General features: G+C 46.6%; 13 protein-coding genes. 8 read left to right on the top strand and 5 right to left on the bottom strand.

The window, feature by feature from the left end; all coding sequences use genetic code 11:
* Positions 1-168 precede the first annotated feature (168 nt).
* Positions 169-1041, bottom strand: coding sequence for a lysophospholipid acyltransferase family protein (locus QU605_RS11825; protein WP_289725530.1), 873 nt, complete (start codon positions 1039-1041; stop codon positions 169-171).
* A 250-nt stretch (positions 1042-1291) separates the two neighbouring features.
* On the opposite strand from QU605_RS11825, the gene QU605_RS11820 reads away from it, so the two are divergent.
* Positions 1292-2224: an isoaspartyl peptidase/L-asparaginase family protein gene (locus QU605_RS11820; RefSeq protein WP_289725529.1), complete on the top strand. Its 933-nt coding sequence runs from the start codon at positions 1292-1294 to the stop codon at positions 2222-2224.
* Here the strand turns inward: QU605_RS11820 and QU605_RS11815 are convergent.
* The gene (locus QU605_RS11815; protein WP_289725528.1) at positions 2221-3078 is read right to left on the bottom strand and encodes a cyanophycinase; all 858 of its coding nucleotides are present in this window, start codon (positions 3076-3078) and stop codon (positions 2221-2223) included. The genes QU605_RS11820 and QU605_RS11815 overlap by 4 nt on opposite strands.
* Before the next feature lie 91 nt (positions 3079-3169).
* On the opposite strand from QU605_RS11815, the gene cphA reads away from it, so the two are divergent.
* The 6 genes from cphA to QU605_RS11785 all read left to right on the top strand — a co-directional run bounded on the left by cphA (position 3170) and on the right by QU605_RS11785 (position 11864).
* Positions 3170-5803, top strand: a complete 2634-nt coding sequence (gene cphA, locus QU605_RS11810; protein ID WP_289725527.1) for a cyanophycin synthetase — start codon at positions 3170-3172, stop codon at positions 5801-5803.
* Between the two features lie 94 nt (positions 5804-5897).
* Entirely contained in the window at positions 5898-6662 is a 765-nt protein-coding gene (locus QU605_RS11805) for a DUF6090 family protein (protein WP_289725526.1), read from the top strand.
* A 154-nt stretch (positions 6663-6816) separates the two neighbouring features.
* Positions 6817-7233 (top strand): DUF1801 domain-containing protein, encoded by a 417-nt coding sequence (locus QU605_RS11800; protein WP_289725525.1) that lies wholly within the window; start codon positions 6817-6819, stop codon positions 7231-7233.
* Positions 7234-7513: 280 nt separating this feature from the next.
* Entirely contained in the window at positions 7514-8803 is a 1290-nt protein-coding gene (locus QU605_RS11795) for a TolB family protein (protein ID WP_289725524.1), read from the top strand.
* A 102-nt stretch (positions 8804-8905) separates the two neighbouring features.
* Positions 8906-10618 carry a PorP/SprF family type IX secretion system membrane protein gene (locus QU605_RS11790; RefSeq protein WP_289725523.1) on the top strand — a complete coding sequence of 571 codons (1713 nt, stop codon included), beginning with the start codon at positions 8906-8908 and terminating at the stop codon, positions 10616-10618.
* Between the two features lie 613 nt (positions 10619-11231).
* Complete coding sequence (locus QU605_RS11785; RefSeq protein ID WP_289725522.1) at positions 11232-11864, top strand: response regulator transcription factor; 633 nt, start codon at positions 11232-11234, stop codon at positions 11862-11864.
* Between the two features lie 166 nt (positions 11865-12030).
* Here QU605_RS11785 and QU605_RS11780 read toward each other — a convergent pair whose 3' ends face one another.
* The 3 genes from QU605_RS11780 to QU605_RS11770 form a co-directional block, all read right to left on the bottom strand.
* The gene (locus QU605_RS11780; RefSeq protein ID WP_289725521.1) at positions 12031-13827 is read right to left on the bottom strand and encodes an adenylate/guanylate cyclase domain-containing protein; all 1797 of its coding nucleotides are present in this window, start codon (positions 13825-13827) and stop codon (positions 12031-12033) included.
* Positions 13828-13936: 109 nt separating this feature from the next.
* Positions 13937-14509 (bottom strand): hypothetical protein, encoded by a 573-nt coding sequence (locus QU605_RS11775; protein ID WP_289725520.1) that lies wholly within the window; start codon positions 14507-14509, stop codon positions 13937-13939.
* 276 nt (positions 14510-14785) lie between these two features.
* Complete coding sequence (locus QU605_RS11770; protein ID WP_289725519.1) at positions 14786-16816, bottom strand: alpha/beta hydrolase family protein; 2031 nt, start codon at positions 16814-16816, stop codon at positions 14786-14788.
* Positions 16817-17104: 288 nt separating this feature from the next.
* Here QU605_RS11770 and QU605_RS11765 point away from each other — a divergent pair, with 288 nt between their 5' ends.
* On the top strand, positions 17105-18235 hold the full coding sequence (locus QU605_RS11765) for a helix-turn-helix domain-containing protein (RefSeq protein ID WP_289725518.1): 1131 nt from the start codon (positions 17105-17107) through the stop codon (positions 18233-18235).
* The last annotated feature ends 70 nt before the right edge of the window (positions 18236-18305 follow it).

Here is an 18305-nt window from a genome sequence, read left to right as displayed (position 1 = left end):
TGAAGATTTTAAAGGTTTTAAGCCTGTGAATGATACGTTTATCACAGGTGGCCGTAAATGTAGGATAAAAATGAGACTTAAGTCGCTCAAAATAAAGACATTTACGACTTATTTGGGCAGTTCGGTCAAGGGTTCCGGCAGATCAGAAAAGGACTTACTGATCTGAAATCATTCAACTCTTTTGTGTTTCCAGCGTCTGTGGGACCAGAGCCAGTAAGGCGGGTTTTCACGAATCCTTTTTTCAGTAAGGCGGGCAAACTCTGTAACGATTGCGCCCTCCTTCATCGATTTGGGATCGTCCGATATCACGTGAAATTCCAATTCGTAATAGCTGCGCCTCACTTTTTTAATGTCAAGGAAAAGAACCGGCTGATCGGTTTTTTTAGCCAGGTCTTCGAAACCCCTGTGAAAGGAAGTGTCCTGATTTAGGAAATTAACCCATATCGCTTTATCCGGCCTTGCGGACTGGTCTGCTGCGAACCATGTCAGAAACTGATCGCCTTTAAGCAAAGCACCCATTATGATTCTGAAAGTCTTGGTCGTGGGAATCATCTCGGCTCCGAAACGCTGTCTTGTACGCCTGATGTACTCATCCATGTAGGGGTTTGTAAGACGCTGATATACAGCGAATACATCATAAGGAATTCTGGGCACAAGTGAAAAAATCCACTCCCAATTCCCCGTATGGGGGGATAGGATAATGATGGATTTACCCGTTTTGTGATAGGCATCGAGTAGGTGTTGATTCGTAATAAAATATCGCTTTTGAAACGCCTTCTGTCCCATGGTTGAACTCTTGACAGATTCAACCATTAAATCGGAAAAATGTCGGAAAAACGCCCTCCTGATCTTTCGGATGTCAGCTTCTGACTTCTCTGGGAAGGAATTTTTCAGGTTTTCTAAAACCAGTGTTTTCCGATATCCTACAATATAGTATATCAGGATAAACAACAGGTCTGAGATTCGGTGTTGTATCCAGAATGGCAACAAGGAAAGCAGGTCGATAATACCAAAAAGAACCTTGTAAAAAACCTTTTTCATGACGGGGGTTTGTCAAAAGTAAGATTAATTCACCTTCCTGAAGGAATTAATAGGAAGGTAGTTTAGCTATGGGTTAGGGTTTCCGCTCCTGAAGCCATGAGAAAGCCGGGTGCTAATGTAAGAGCGCCCCTGTTCTTTGAATCAAATAAAGTATGCTGCAATGGTTCCATGAAACCGTCCTGATTCCGTACTTTTATCACCTTGCTGCATGGAAAGATGTCAGGGGTTATGAAAGCTTAAATTGAAACAGATGCAACCATTCGCTATTGCCATACATGGGGGAGCTGGCACACTTGTAAAAGGGATGATGACACCCGAAAAAGAAAAGGCCTATAAACAAGCCCTAGAAACGGCCCTCGATAAGGGCTATGCGGTTTTAAGCGCCGGAGGCACGGCTACGGATGCCGTAATGCAGTCTGTAATTGAGCTGGAGAATTGTCCTTTGTTCAATGCCGGAAAAGGAAGTGTCTTCACGGCCGATGGCACCCATGAAATGGATGCGGCCATCATGGAAGGAAGTGCTTTGAATGCCGGGGCGGTCTCCCTGATTTCCGGAATTGAAAATCCCGTAGTTCTCGCACGTGATGTTATGGAAAAAAGCGACCACGTCTTTCTGGCGGGGGAGGGTGCTATGAAGTTCGCAAGGAGTCTAAACTACAAGCTGAAGGATGAGGCTTATTTTTTTGATCAGTTTCGATATGACCAGTGGAAGGAGCTCAAGGGCACCGATGCGTTTCAGTTGGACCATTCTGTTAAAAAGGACTCCAAATTTGGCACTGTGGGTGCAGTAGCCTGTGATATACATGGGAATCTTGCCGCCGCCACGTCAACGGGAGGAATGACCAACAAGCGTTTTGGACGTATAGGCGACAGTCCGATACTCGGAGCGGGAAATTATGCGAATAACAAGACCTGCGCTGTAAGCTGCACGGGTAGTGGAGAATTTTTTATACGCGGGGTGGCCGCCTACGACGTTTCCTGTCTCATGGAGTACAGAGGGCTTTCCCTGGAAGCGGCCACCAATGAAGTCATACAGAAACGACTCCTGGAAATCGGTGGGGACGGAGGTCTAATCGCTGTAGATGTCCATGGCAATATCGCAATGCCCTTTAATACGGAAGGCATGTACAGGGCCAGCAACACTTCCCTCGGTGGAAAAACCGTACAGATCTATTCCAATTAAACCAGGGGAGCGTCCAGGGGCAAAACCTTCAGCTTCCTCTTTTTGATATTGAATCGGTCCCCGTTGGATAAAACATGGGTCTTTAAATTGGACAGGGACATTGGTTCCCCTACAGCAAGTATTTTTTGATTATTGTGCTTTAGTTTACTGGGGTCAAACAAAAGGACCATCCCGGAACCGATAACTTCAAAAGTGCTGCCTTTTTTGATGACCAGGCCGGTATCTTCCGCAAGGCCGATACCCAGGAGTTTTGGAAAGGCAGCTACGGCTTCTGCCAACCTTCCGAAGCGACCCCGCCGGATAAAGTGGGAATCGATAATGAGTTCGGGAATAAAGTTCATCCCTTTTTTCAACCCTACGGCCCCTTTAAAAAAGGATTCCTTGCTGCTGCCGCCGGTTATCATTTCATCAGACATACACATGGCTCCCGCGCTGGTTCCCGCGATAACTATAGCGTCCTTTTTGTACCGGTCCAGAAGAATTTTATGGATGGTGGTATCTCCTATTTTTTCGATTATCAGCGCCTGATTTCCACCGGAAAACATGATGCAATCCGCCTTCTTTACAAGATCGATATACTCTTTTTTCTCTGATTCTTCGCGATTTCGGATATCCAGGACATGCACGTTGCGGCATCCCAATTTCCCAAAGGCCTCGATATAATTCTCACCCACCTCCACCGGGATACGGGATGCGGTCGGAATAACGGCGATGACCGCTTCCGGGCCGCCGCTTTCGCGTACTACCCGCGAAAGAATACTTGCTTCAATAAATTCGAGATGATAGGCCTCGTGAGTCTCAATACCCTTATCCTCATTACCTCCGATAGGTATCAAAGTTCCCTTTATACTCATATAATCTGCTTTGAAGCGTTAAAATTACGGCTCTCCTTGGAAATAATATTATATATTAAAAGAATTAAATCAAACATTAAAAAAAACCCGAATGAAAATAAGAGAGATAAGGGCCATGCGGGGGCCAAATTACTGGTCCGTTCGCCGCGAAAAACTCATCGTTATGGTATTGGACCTGGAGGAGATGGAACAGCTCCCCACAGATAAGTGTCCCGGTTTTTTAGAACGCTTAAAAGCCATGTTTCCAAGTATGTATTCCCACAGGTGTTCTGAAGGATGCCCGGGAGGTTTCTTTATGCGGGTTGAAGAAGGTACCTGGATGGGACATGTGATTGAACATATCGCCCTGGAAATACAAACCATGGCAGGAATGGATACGGGTTTTGGACGTACCCGGGGATATGGGGAAGAGGGCGTCTACAGCGTGGTTTTTTCCTATATAGAGGAAAACGCGGGCAGATATGCTGCCAAAGCTGCCGTTGACATATGCCAGGCCCTGGTCGATGGCGTCGATTACGATCTGGAGCCGGATCTCCAGAAAATGCGGGAACTTCGGGAGGCAGAACGGCTCGGGCCCAGTACAGGATCTATTGTCGAGGAAGCGGCAAGCCGTGGAATTCCGTGGATTCGTTTAAATAAATACTCCCTTTGCCAATTGGGCTACGGGGCAAATCAAAAGCGTATTCAAGCCACGGTTACCAGCGAAACAAGTAGTATAGGCGTGGAACTCGCCTGCGACAAGGAAGACACCAAATTTCTTTTAGAACAGGCAGAGATCGAAGTCCCGAAAGGGGATATCATTTCGAGGGAGCGAAGTTTGGAAGAAACATGTAAATACATCGGCTATCCTTTGGTAATTAAACCCATAGATGGAAATCACGGCCGGGGAATTACGGTGGATATCAATTCTTATGAAGAAGCTGTTACGGCATTTCACGCCGCTAAAGAAGTCTCCAGGCGGGTCATCGTTGAAAAATATATTCAGGGTGAGGATTATCGGCTGTTGGTGATTAACCACAACTTTGTCGCTGCAGCCCTGAGATCTCCGGCCCATGTGATTGGTGATGGAAAATCTACAATAGAAGAACTGGTGGCAGAGGTCAATAAGGATCCGCGTCGCGGCTATGGGCATGAAAAGGAATTGACGGCAATCACTATAAACGACCTTACAAAAACGATCATAGCCGATGCCGGTTATACGGTGGATTCCGTCCTGCCAGAAGGAGAAAAGCTGGTTTTAAAGGACACGGCAAACCTCAGTACAGGTGGGACAGCTGAAGACGTTACGGATATTGTCCACCCTGCCAATGTCTCCATGGCTGAGCGAATATCAAAAATTATTGATCTCGATATTTGTGGGATTGATATCATGACGACAGATATCAGTAAACCGCTCTCCGAGACCGGGGGTGCGGTACTGGAGGTCAATGCCGGCCCCGGTTTCCGGATGCACCTGGCACCCACTGAAGGCCTGCCACGAAACGTTGCAGCTCCTGTAGTGGACAAATTATTTCCGCAACAAGGCGACAAAGGGAGAATTCCCATTGTAGCCATAACCGGGACCAATGGGAAGACTACCACGAGTCGGTTAATGGCCCACATCGCCAAAATGTCCGGATATCGGGTGGGATATACCACCAGTGACGGTGTTTATATACAAAACAGGTTGTTGATGAAGGGGGATTGCACCGGACCCCAAAGCGCAGAATTTGTCTTAAAGGATCCCACCGTCAATTTTGCGGTTCTGGAGTGTGCCCGGGGGGGTATCCTCAGGGCGGGTCTCGGATTCTCAAAATGTGATATCGCCATTGTGACCAATATTTCGGCAGACCATTTGGGTTTAAAAGGGATACATACCATTGAACAACTTGCCCGTGTTAAATCTGTGGTTCCGGAGACCGTACTCCCGGATGGATATGCGATTTTAAATGCCGATGACGATTTGGTCTATGAGATGCGAAAGTCCGTAAACTGCAATATTGCCCTTTTCTCCATGGATGAGGAAAATCCACGGATCAAGGCCCTTCAACGCAAAGGCGGCATCACCGCAGTCTATGAAAACGGTTTTGTAACCCTGTGCAGGGGTACGTGGAAAATGCGCATCATGAGGGCAGAAAACATCCCGCTGACCTATGGTGGGAGGGCTAAATTCATGATACAAAATATATTACCAGCCGTTATTGCCTCTAATGTAAGGGGTATCGGTATTGAGGATATGAAGGCCGCCTTAAGTACCTTTTTACCTTCGGCATCCCAAACCCCCGGCAGGTTGAACTTGTTTGAATTCAATAAATTCAGGATTTTACTGGATTATGCCCATAACCCGGCAGGAATGCGGGCACTCCAGAGGTTTACCGATGAAATGGAGGCCACAGTCAAAGTGGGTGTCGTCGCGGGAATCGGTGATCGGCGCGAGGAGGATAACAATGAAATCGGAAGTATCGCGGCCGAGATGTTCGATGAAATTATTATCCGGCAGGACAAGCACCTGAGGGGCCGTACAGAAGAAGAGCTCATCGCCATGTTACGCGAGGGCATCCTGTCTAAATACCCTGAGAAGAAGATAACCGTGATCCCTTCAGAAAAGGAGGCGATCCACCATGCCGTTGAGCACGCTGTGGAAGGCGCCTTAATCGTATTGTGCAGTGATGTTGTGCCGGATGCACTTGAGTTGGTCAAAGGATTGAAAGAAAAGGAACAAAGGGCCACAAATCCGGCTTCCTAAAAGAAGTATCGGCATCCCGATTTCGCCCGGCTCTTCGTGCAAGGCGGGAATGGAATAGGTCAGGGACAGCCGCGCTGACTCAGAACGATTCAATATGATTAAATTTTTCAGGCGCATTCGGCAGCAGTTGCTCACTGAAGGGAAATTCAGCAAGTACCTGCTCTATGCCATTGGCGAAATTGTACTTGTCGTCATAGGTATTTTAATTGCCCTGGCAGCCAATGACTGGAGTATTGAGAAGGCTGAGCGATTGCAGGAGTCTAAATACCTAAAGAACATCAAACTCGATCTTGAAAAAGACCTGGCAAGCCTGGAGTACAACATCGGTTTCCGACGTGAAAAAATAGCCGGGACCGAAAAGCTTATTGCGCAAATCAATGGCACCCCTGTGGATGACCTGACAGAACTTTCCAGAAACGTCTTCAATACGCTGAATGAAGAACGGTTTACCCCGAATAATTCCACATATACGGAGTTGGCAAGTTCGGGGAACCTGAATTTAATTTCCGTGGACAGCATTAAAATCCTGCTCCTGGAACTGGAAGAGCTCTACAAAGACAATGCTTTTGGGATTGACCACGAGACGTACGAATACCGGGAATACATTTCAAAGCCTGTTTTTAAATACATGGATACGGAAAAGCTCGCTGCTATTTTTATTGATGGGCAGAGCAGTGCACAACAGGATATTTCCCGAGAAGATTTTCAGGCTTTATTTCAGAGCCCCGAATATAAAAATGGCCTGGTAATTATGATCTTGATTTCCAAAAGCTTTATAAGCCAATACAACGAGATTGCAGATAAATCCAAAATGATAATCACCCTGATCGACAGGGAACTCAGCCGTCGGGAAGGGTAGGTACAGGAGTTTTCAGCTCATTCGTTCTGAAGGCTGTCCTTATTAGAATCTCTGAAGTAACCTCATTTAAGAACATCGGACTACGTATGCCGATTTATTTACAAGTAATTTGATCCCGCATCCTCACTTACATACAAGCCTTTCCCCCTATGACATGGGCATTCAGGCAATAGCCCTTCAGCTGCGCGGGTTGGTTTCTGAACTGATTCCGGAGGCCAATGAACTCATTTGGGATAATTACAATGCGGTAGCCATAGCCTATTCAAAGTCCTTTCAGCTCAAAGATGCCTTTTGCCATATAGCCGTTTATTCAAAACACGTGAATCTCGGGTTTAACCGGGGGGCGGAACTCACAGGAGCTACGATTGGATTAGCCGGTAAGGGCAGGCTTATCAGGCATATAAAGGTTACGGATATGGAAACCTTTCCAGAGGCGGCGGTTAAAAGGCTGATACTTGAAGCTGTATTGCTGTCAGAGGCCATAAATCCGGATTTAAAAGATAAAATTTCGGAGGGCGAAAGCAAGCTGATGTCTGTTTCAGATAAAAAGATCCGACCCGGAAAGACCTGAGTATGTGGTTTGGGACAGCGCAGTTATGGTTTAGGTATACGTCTCTGACAAAGTGCACAAATCTTCGATATCCCGCACCCCTCTTTATACAGAATTGTTCGTTGAAGCATCATTCAGCGGTTAAACCCCTTCCATGGACGAAACTGTGAATTATTCACAGGAGCTTGCCAGCATTTTAACATTTTCACACCCATTTTGGACGCAATCCTATGAAAAATTCATAAGTAGACAACGAGTGGCTTTCTGAAATTTGAGCATATCAAACCCCAAATCTTAAATTATGATCAATTTCAACCCCTTTAAGATGACAGTGATTCTGGGATTTTTCCTGCTGACATTCAACGCAGTAGGTCAGATCGCCAGGCAGCAAGCTGCCCATGAGGCCTTGCGAAAAGAAGCCGACAGGCAAATAGATGATTACATGAACCTGGTTCAGATGGGATATTCAGAAAAGGAAATCTTTGAAGACCTGGGTAATGTCAACTTCCTGACCGGAAAGTTCCGTACGGCATCTTTCTGGTATCAGAAATTAGTAGATCTAGTAGGTGAGGATGCCATTTCCCTCAGCTATAAAGAGCGGCTTATGGTGGCGCAGCACAAAGCGGGAATCCGGAATTTCCCGGAGCTTGATACAGAACGCGACTGGCATAGCCGGGTTGCACAGGACTATCAAATCCAAAAAGGCCCCGTGGGGGACCAGTTGACCCAAACCCTGGCCGACCAGTATGAAGTGCCTGAATTCCTGAGTACAGGAGAAGTTGCCAAATCCGACGCGCTGACGCGCCTCCAGAGCTATGCCATTCCAAGAGAAGCTGAGGGAATTGCTGGGCGTTCCAACCTGCCCTATGCCTATAATCCTCCGGTAGCTATGTCTGCCGATGGTAAGACGGCTTACTTTAGCCGGGCGGTTTACGTAAAACCACTCACAGGGTTGTTCTCAAAGAAACAACTGCAGCACAAAGTGTATCGTGCGGAGTATTCCGAGGGTACCTGGACAAACATTCAGGAAATTCCTTTGGCTCCGAAATACGCCTCTGCCATGCACCCAACCCTATCCAGGGATGGCAAGCGGCTGTTTTTTGCCTCTGACATGCCGGGATCCTATGGTGAATTCGATATTTATGTCGCCGACATCAGCAGGGACGGAAGCCTTGGCGTTGCACGAAATCTTGGTGAAAAAGTAAATACCGCCAAAAACGATCTCTATCCCCAGATACTGGATAATGAAATGTTGTTTTTTGCCTCTGAAGGACACAAGGGGTATGGCGGCCTCGATCTCTTTGCCGTGCAGGTGGCCTCAAGGAAAGTGGGTCTGGCGGTAAACGTCGGGAGTCCTTTTAACAGTCGTAAGGATGATTTTGCGATGAATCTGATGAAAGAAAAGGGGAGGGCTCTGGTGATGTCCAACAGGGCGACTACCGACCAGGTTGTGCAACAAGTTGTTTTCACCTACGGCAATCCCGAGAAAAGTCGACTTGCCGATAACGGAGATTACCGATTCCTGGAGCTCAGACCTCTGGAGGTTCCAACAGGTTACACTAATACGGTGTTTGAAGAGTACGAAGACTAAGACGAATCCTGAATCTTACGTCTGTTGCCCAGAAACTAGCCCAATAATGGGAAAGTTGGCCGATGCCCAGGCAACCCAACTTTCCCTTAAAACCCCAATCCGATGAAAAGCTGTACTCATACATATAAGATCCTGGCCGGCATAATCATGCTCTTTGCGATCTGTGGTTCGCAGCGCACCCTTGCCCAGGAGGTAGCGGCACAGGAAACACTCAAAGCCAAAAGTCCGTTTCACAATCAATTATTCTTTAATCGATTTTTGATCAACCCCACGTTTTCCCTCGTCCGGGAAAACAAGTCCTACCTGAATATCCTCCACAGGAATCAGTATGCCTCCTTTGAGGACAATATTCAGAATTATTATCTGGGATTCTCCAATAAGATGAATGAGCGGACTGCGCTTGGAATAGGAGTTTACGGACAGTGGGAAGGCGTTGTTCAGGAATTTGGCTTTAATGCCAATTACGCAACTTCGGTGCGTCTCGGAGAAAAAACAAGGTTGGCTTTTGGGACAAATCTCACCTACATCAGCCGGGGCCTGGATCGGAACCGCATCGTTGCCCAGGAAGAGGATCCTGTGTTGCAGGAAGCTGCAAACCAAAGCCAGATCGCCATACAACCCGGGATGGCATTAAGTGTTGGCAGATTTGATGTGGGCCTTTATGCCACGAATCTCATCCGGTACAACCAAACCACAGATGAACTCCTGACAGGCTTTCGTGCGGAGAACCTTCGGGCATCCCTGCAGTACACCCATTATCTTTCTGCACGTTCGGGATTCTTTGAAGGGGGTCGAATTATGCCTATGGTACAGGCCGGTCAAAATCACCTGGACAGGATCTCGTACATCGGCTCCCTGTTGTTGGACCTCCCGGAATACGGATGGTTTCAAACTACCTACGATCAGACCTATGGTTTGTCGATGGGGCTGGGATTCAACCTGAGTCAGCGACTTTCCCTGGGCTACCTTATGGAAAAGGACGTGACCGAGGCCGGTGGGAATCTGGGCTGGAATCACGAGTTGTCCCTGGCCTATACCTTTAAGGATGACCAGAACGACAGGGACAGTTTTGCAGATAGCAGTACGGATAAACGCGTGGACGATGTGGTGCGAAATTACGAAGAGCAGATCCTGGAGCTTCGGGCGCAAATTGCCGCAAAATCTTCAGGGGGCGCTGCGCCAGCAACAATTGCCGTGTCTTCAGCTGTGTCTTCAACAGGAGGAGAAAATTCTGCCGTTGAAGCCCTGGCCTGGGAAAACCGGATGATTTTAGATGAGCTTATATGGAGACAGGACTCCATAGAACGGGCCAGAAATGATCAGATGGAACGCAAATTCGAAACTCTGGTGCGAACCATACGCAATGAAATACGTCGGGATGCCACAAATAACCCGATAAAAACACTGGATCTGAATGCTGGAAGCAGCCAAACGGCAATTGCTGCTTCGGGTACGGTTCAAAAAGAAACTAAAGAAATGCCAGCCCGAAAGGAATTTCGGGAATTACCCATACGAGCTAAAAACCGGTCGGATGTCGTTGGGGTTACCTCTGGATATTATGTGATTGCAAATGTTTACAAAAACAAGAAGTATTTAAACGCCTTTATGGATTCACTAAAGGAAAAGGGTTTGGATGCCAAGCAATTCTATAACACGGAGAATGGGTTGTATTATGTATATCTGGCCGGTTTTAACAATAAGGTGGCGGCTAAAAACGCTTTTGTCTCCAACCTGGAGGGACAATACCGGGATGAAAAGTGGATCATGGAGGTCTACAATCCGGTTGCCACTGCTGAAGTCACTTATGAGGAATGATCCTTGACTGGGACGCTCCATTATAGGTGACGCGAATCCGGGAATTTGCCCTGCATGAGGAAAATGGGGGGTGTGGCGAATTGCCCACCCCCATGACCTCGCCCAAGTAAGCCACCTGCTTGAAACAAAGCAGGTGGTTTTTTATTAAAGTCACAGTATCAGCGGTTTGGATCGGGCATCGATGAAATGCATTCCGTATAAAAAAAACAGGGTATTTGATCGAAAAAAAGCGCATTTCCTAGGATGGGAGGGACCGTTTATCTAATTTCATTTTATAGAAATACGACCCAAATCGATCTCTTATGAAACGAAATCTACACCCCAAAATGCGCAGAACAGCCGCGAAGACTTCCGGCCCGCGAATTGAGTTTAATTTAGATCCTCCGGATCTGAAGAAAATCGTTTAGGATTTCTTCCGGGCATCCCGAATCCAAACTTATTGGATGCCTGTAAAAGACTATTTCACATCCTGATTACCTACGTCGTAACAAGTTCCTGAACCGGATTTCTTCGATGTTATTATGCCGCTTAAATCCGAGTGGACGGGAAGGATACTGTCTTAGAAATCCCCAGATTTTTTAACCCAAATTGTACAACCCAAATCTGATCTGCCATGAATATAACTACCAAACTTAAGGTCTTTGTAATCGACCCCACTCCAAGGTTTCACGAAACCTATTCCTATTACTTCAGCACCTATCCGGAGTATGAACTAACGGGCATTTACCCCAGTATTGAAACTGCACTGAGGGATTTTGATCAGGAAAGCCCTGATTTTATCCTCTCTGAAACCATGCTTCCAGACCTGTCAGGAGTTGACGGTATTTGTGAATTCCGCAAAAAAAACCCAGATGTAAAGGTCATTATGGTCAGCGAGGAGAATGATTTCCAGATTATTAAAAACGCCTTTAAAAATGGGGCAGTGGGATACCTGACCAAGCCCATTACCAAAAACAGGCTGAAAGACGCCCTGAATGCCATTCGCTTTGAAGGAGCTGCCCTGAGCAACGAGGTTGCCCGGGAGATCATCAATGCATTCAGGCGAAAAACCTACAGTGGGTTTTCCGAACGGGAGAATCAGATTGTGGAGTACTTAAGCCAGGGAGCCACGTATAAAACCATTGCTGAGGAGTTATTTGTCTCCCCAAGCACCATTAATTTTCATATTCAGAACATTTATTTGAAGCTGGATGTGAATTCAAAGTCTGAGGCTTTACAAAAGCTTCAGAATCTGGACTGTGCCTAAGTCCACGAGTGGGGGGAAGCCCCTGCTCAGGTCAGCCGACTCGTCGGAGGACCACCAATAGTTGCTTTGTGGGAATTGCTGCTATGGTACCGGCAGATCAGCCTGGGATTTTCCAGGTTGGCTGTCGGTATTTTGGTTTAACACCTAAGATGCTTTCAAAAAAGTATCAGGCAGACTGCGATTGTTTTTTTTTGCTAAGGACATAATACATGGTGAGTTCACCCCGATTTTTAACGGCGATACTCCCCCGGTTTTCACAGTCAAAATGATCCTTAATCAGGGCATAGGTGTTTTCTGCAATATTGATTTTGCCTTCTTCTGAAGCCGATTCCATTCTCGATGCAATATTAACCGTATCCCCCCAGATGTCGTAGGCAAATTTTTTGGTTCCTACCACACCTGCCACTACAGGACCTGAGTTGATCCCGATTCGGATATCAAACCGGACACGATCCCCGGAGTTGTCCCTTTTTGCAGCTTCAACAAATTCAAGGATTTCCATGGCCGCCTCTACAATACGTATGGCGTGATCTTCGGATGGGTAGGGGAGTCCGCTGGCACACATATAGGCATCGCCTACGGTTTTAATTTTTTCAAGTCCATATTTGTCCATTATGGAATCAAAATGCGAAAAATAGTAATCTATACTCGTGACGAGTTTCTCCGGATCCATACTCTCCGCATGGCTGGTAAAGCCTTTGAAATCAGTGAATAAGACGGATACTTCATCAAAACGCTGGGCCTTGACACGCCCCAGGTTTTTGAGCTCCATAGCTGTTTGCTTGGGGAGTATGTTCAGCAATAACCCATCCGAGCGATCCCGCTCCTGCGAGATAATATTGTTGGTTTTCTTAATGAATCGATAGCGCCTATAGCTGCCTATGGCAATAATAATCAAAAGAAGTGAGGTTATCCCTCCAGCCCAAATAGCCAGGCGTTGCCGTCTTTGCTGCAGCGCCTGGAGTTCCAGTTCACTTTCCTGTTTTAATACCTGTAGTTCTGCCCTTTCCCGCTCGAGTCTTGTCATAGTAACGGTTGCCATGCCCATGGAATCTTTATAGGCCATATGCTGGTTTAAATGATCATAGGCTTCCCTATAATTCCCGGTGATGGAATCCAGTCGGGCAAGTATCTTACTGGTATTGCTGATCTGAGGCTTATCTGCCTGTAGCTCTGCTTTATTCAGACTCCTCATAGCAACGGCATGGGCTTTTTCATATTGGCGTTGTTCGGAATATAACTCCGCTAAGGACTCTTGATACGCGGCAACATGGTCATGATATTCAGCTTCTTCTAATAGCTCAATGGCACGAAGGAGATGGTCTTCAGCCTTCTGGTAGTCCCCCATACCCGCATATGACCTACCCAGATTTCCGATTACTGAGTAAGATTCGGTAATGAGACCCAATTCTTCAAAGAGAACCCCCGCCTCCTCTAAGTACTTTTGAGCCTTCTCGGGCTGCTCGATGGTGAGGTATAAATCTCCGAGGTTAAATAGCGCAACACCCAGTTGCCTGTTTGTGGATTGGTGTTCATCGTTATCCATCCGACGAAAATTTGAAATGCATTTCAGATATGTTTCCTCGGCCCTGCGGTAGTCTTTTGCTTCCGAATAAGTGTCTGCCAAAGCCATATTGGCACTGGCTTCTCCAAATGCATAATCAGACCGGGCTGCGACCTCAGCGCTGCGTTGAAGGGCGGTTAAGGCCCCTGGAAGATCTCCTTTTATAGATAAAAGGGTTCCTTTAATCAGATACCCGTCTGAGATACCTCTGGAGTTATCCATTGACTCAGAGAGTGCGATTAATTCTTCCGAATATTCCAGGGCCATTTGTGGATCATTCATTTCATTGAAAGCCAAAAGATTGAGTAATTTCAGCTTTTCGGCACCCTGGAGGGTGTCTGCCTTATAAATTACGCGCAGGCTATCTGCAACGGCTTGTTTCTGGCCATGAATTGTCACTAGAAAGGAAAAAAAAAACAGAGGCACCCAAAAAATGCGGCTCGGGCAGCATCTTAAAAAACAACGCGCATTCAACACCATTTTAAGGAATTTAGGAGTCTTGATAACCTTAAGAACCTTTGATAAATTTTCTGTAAGTTTCTATCAAAGCGGTTCGCAGGGCAACATTATCACCAATTTTGCTGATGTAATTCAATAGGATTTGATAAACAGCCTGGGTTCCCGGTTTGAGTTTGGGGTCTATCCTAATTTGTTTTGAGTTGCCTTCATCATCGGTGAGTGTGAAAACCAAATTGTATTTTTCCTCCGGGTTTCCCACAAAAACAGATCGGGTCCAGGCTAAGATGCCTTTCCCAGACCCGATCTGAAGGGTGCCTTCAAAGATTTCGGACTCATTGACACCATTAATTTCTATGGCATCAAGCGAAAGTGAATATCCTTTCCGATCTTTATTTTTTGTGAACTTCCCCAACCATAGGACAACACTATCCGGAAAAACAACAGATTCAAAATCTTTTAATTTTATACCATCGCTATTTTTCCCTGAATTGTCTGCCAATCTGCAATAGGATTGCCAATCCGATGGATTCGCAAAGAGTTTTTTGGCATTTTTTATTCGGAGTTCGATAATGGTTAATTCCCCATTCAGAGGTCCAGCTGACAAATTTACTTGTTGGTCCATTTTGGATTAATTAAGGGTTAAAGTATTTCTGTAAAACTCAAATAATATCAACTTAAATAAATAGAAAAATCAAAATGACTAATGATTTATAAGGTATTAAAAATCAATGAGAAATACTTCCATGAATTTTAAAATTTGGACACTAAGCACATTGACAAGCTGAGCCAGGCTTCTAAAAACATGCTCGTTGACAGCCATCCGTTAAACCGTATCGCTTCACCCGGGCGGCCATATACTGCCTTAGGACTACCTGTTTAAGAAAACCTTCATTCTTGATTATTCTCCTCTGTACTTCTCAAACCACATCAGCACACCGGCAATTTTGGCAATCAGGTTGCTGGGGCGGTTCGCAATTCCGTGTGAAGCCCCGGGAATACGTACCATTGCTGTTTCAACCCCCTCGAGTTTGAGGGCCGCATAGAATTGTTCCGACTCTGCGATGGGTGTTCGATAGTCTTCCTCCCCCGTCAACAGCATGGTTGGGGTTGTGACGTTTCCGACGTAGCTCAATGGCGAACGTTTCATGTAATGCTCGGGATCTTCCCAGGGTTTTGTGGGAAACCAGTACCTGTAGAAAAAGGCCGGATTGTCCGCATACAGGACAAAACTGTACCAATTGATCACGGGTTTTGCGACAACCGCCGCCCGAAAGCGGTCGGTTTTGCCCACAATCCATGCCGTAAGCACACCTCCTCCGCTACCTCCGGTAACAAATAGGTTTTCTGAATCCACGTAACCTTTAGCGATCAGGGCATCTACACCCGACATCAGATCCTCGTAGTCGTGATTGGGGTAGTCGTGGTGGATCAGGTTGCCGAATTCTTCTCCATACCCACTGCTTCCCCTCGGGTTTGTATAGAGGACCACATACCCGGCAGCGGCATAGAGTTGGACCTCCGAGGAGAATACGGATCCATAACTGGCAAAAGGCCCACCGTGAATCTCCAGGATCATCGGATACTTTTTATTGGGATCGAAGTTCGGGGGTTTTACGATCCATCCCTGCATTTCCCTTTGATCAAAGGAGGATTTCCAGCGCAATTCCTCCATTTCCCCCAGGGCACGGAAGTCAAATAAATCTGCGTTTAATTGGGTAATTCTCCGGGCTTCTTTCCGAGTTTTAATGGCGAGATCTGCTGGTAAGCCCGTATTTCCAAGTGTATAAGCCAAGCTTCCGTTGGAGGCTACGGAAAAGTCACCCGCATTGTAAGGGCGTCCCAGGGACAGTCCACCCAGTCCTTCCAGTACCGTCTCAACCTTGCCGGAGGAAACACTGAGTTTCCCCACCTTGGTATCCCCGTTGTCGTCGTATTGAAAATACAGGGAATTACTGTCGCCGGACCATTGAACGTTGCCAATAGAGCGATCGAAGTCCCCCGAAACTTTCCTTTGATTGGAACCGTCCGGGTCCATTACGTATAATCGGCTGATCTGGTAACCCTGGTAGCGGTCATCGTATCCGACATAGGCGATGTACCTGCCATTTGGGGAGACAACAGGACTGCGATCCGGACCATTCCGGTCCGTCAGGGTGTCGATCTCACCACTTCCCAGTTCCAGTCGGTGGACTTCTGAGTTGGCCGGGTTGTAGTCGGCATCCTCCCTGAGGTTGGCACTGAAATAGAGTGCCCTGCCGTCCGAGCTCCACGAGGGTGTACCGTGGTTCTGGGATGCTGTGGTAAGTTGCCTTGGTGTCCCCCCATCTGTGGAGAGCACAAAAATTTGTCGGTTCCCCGATTTCAGATACCCCGCTCCATCCCCCCGATACCGCAAGGCATCGATGTATTTTGGTGGGGCATTCCATTTGGCCCCTTCCGGTTTGGAGGGCAGTTTAATCGGGGATGCATTTTGCTCGGGAACAAACATGGTAAAGGCAAGGTGCCGGTCATCTGGAGACCACACGGGGCTCCCCGGGGATTGGGGGGTATTGGTCAGGGCAGCCGATTCCCGTGTCTCAAGCCACATCATATAGAGTTTGGTCTTCTCATCCTCCCCATTGGATAAATAGGCAATTTTTGTCCCATCGTGTGACCAACGCGGACTGCGACTATTATTGTTTCCGGTTGTCAGAGGCCTGTTTCCGCTTCCATCCACATTGACAATCCATAGGTTGGAAAGGTTCCGGTCCGTCATGATGTCCTTAAAGTTACGGACGTAGACCACCTTTGTTCCGTCCGGAGAAATTTGGGGTTCTGAGACGTATTCCAGGTTAAAGATATCCGTGAGTTCCAGGGGACTTTTTTGTTGGGCAATTCCCGCAGACAGGAAAAAAATAAAGAGCAGGGTGGTCAGGATTCCGTTTTTCATTTTCAAGGGATTAGTTTGGTAAAAAGTACAAAATAATCCCCGAAAACCACCCTGTTCAAACGACTTAAAGGAGCGACTTTCAAAAGGTTTACGAGCCGCCGTAAGGGTGATGTCCCTTTTCGGAGTATTTGTTTTGCTTGCCACATTCCTGTTTATGATGGGTTTACACTTTTGCAGAAAAAAGGAGGCTGCGAATTTCAAAAGCCTGTCGGCGGATACAGACCAATAAAAATTTTTTAACTTACAGAGCAACAAGAGCTTTGGGGAATCGAAATAGTCAACCTAACCATGACCCTTGATTCTTTTATCAATTATTTACTGATCGCTGGCGTTGTTCAGGGGTTTCTTTTCAATCTGGTCACTTTATTCTTCCGAAAAAAGTATGGGCCGGTCGTGTTGTATCTGAACCTGGTGGTTCTCTTTATCTCCCTGAATAACTTACAGGCATGGTTGCCAGCCATGGGTTATGGATCCAATCATTTTTTTATGAAGAGCATGGTCGTGCCTTGGTACCTCCTGGTCTTCCCCAGTTTTTACAATGTTGTACGGCATTACCTGGGGGTACTTTCTAAAACACGGGACTATATGCCATGGGTAGTCGGACTCTTCGTCGTGGAGGCATTGACGCGGGTTGGCATAATAGTAACCGCCCCTTCTTTTGAAACAGAACCCCTTGCTATACGTGTGGAGGCTTATCATGTCGTGGAGGAAATCGTCAATATCTGTGTATGCATCTTTATTTACCTCAAAGCGGCTCAATTGGTTTTCAGAAGACGCGACTGGTATCGTGAAATCCTGACTTTTGATCGAATCGGGTGGATTAAAGCCTTCATCATCCTGGGATTTTGCATCATGATGCTATGGATCTTCGGGCTGGTTTTGCGGGCAACCGTAGGATATAACATCTCCATTTACTATCCTCTCAGACTGGCTTCTTCCCTTCTTCTGTACTGGATTGGATATCAGGGACTCTACCGTTATAATATCGTTCAGGACAGGATCCTGATCCGAAAATCTCTGGAACAGGAGGAAAAAAGAATAGCCTCAGAAGTTTCCGAACCCAGAGATCAACTCTACGAAAAACATATGAGGGAGTTTGACCGTATACGGGAGGACCTAATCCAAAACCGAAAGTACCTGGACCCTGACCTGACCCTTGAAAAACTCGCCAGGCATCAGACTATCAGCAGTGGCCACCTTTCCCGGATCATAAATCTTTATGGCCAAAGGAGTTTTAATGATTTTGTCAATGAACTCAGGGTGGAACAGGCAAAAGAATTCTTATCGGATGCTCAGTACGATCCCTATACCATTGTCTCCATTGGCTTAGAGTGTGGTTTTAATTCCAAATCAACCTTCTACAGTGCTTTTAAGAAGTTCACCAATCAAACCCCTTCTCAATTCCGTGATTCTATGTAGGGGGGTGAAGAACTATTGCCCACTATCTTTAAATGAGATCAGAAGGGAAACAGGACTCATGAAATTCATT

The sequence above is a fragment of the Robiginitalea aurantiaca genome, assembly GCF_030380815.1.
In the GTDB taxonomy this organism is placed as follows: domain Bacteria; phylum Bacteroidota; class Bacteroidia; order Flavobacteriales; family Flavobacteriaceae; genus Robiginitalea; species Robiginitalea aurantiaca.
The sequence above is the reverse complement of the archived record's forward strand: the minus strand, read 5'-3'. Positions and strand labels throughout refer to the sequence as shown.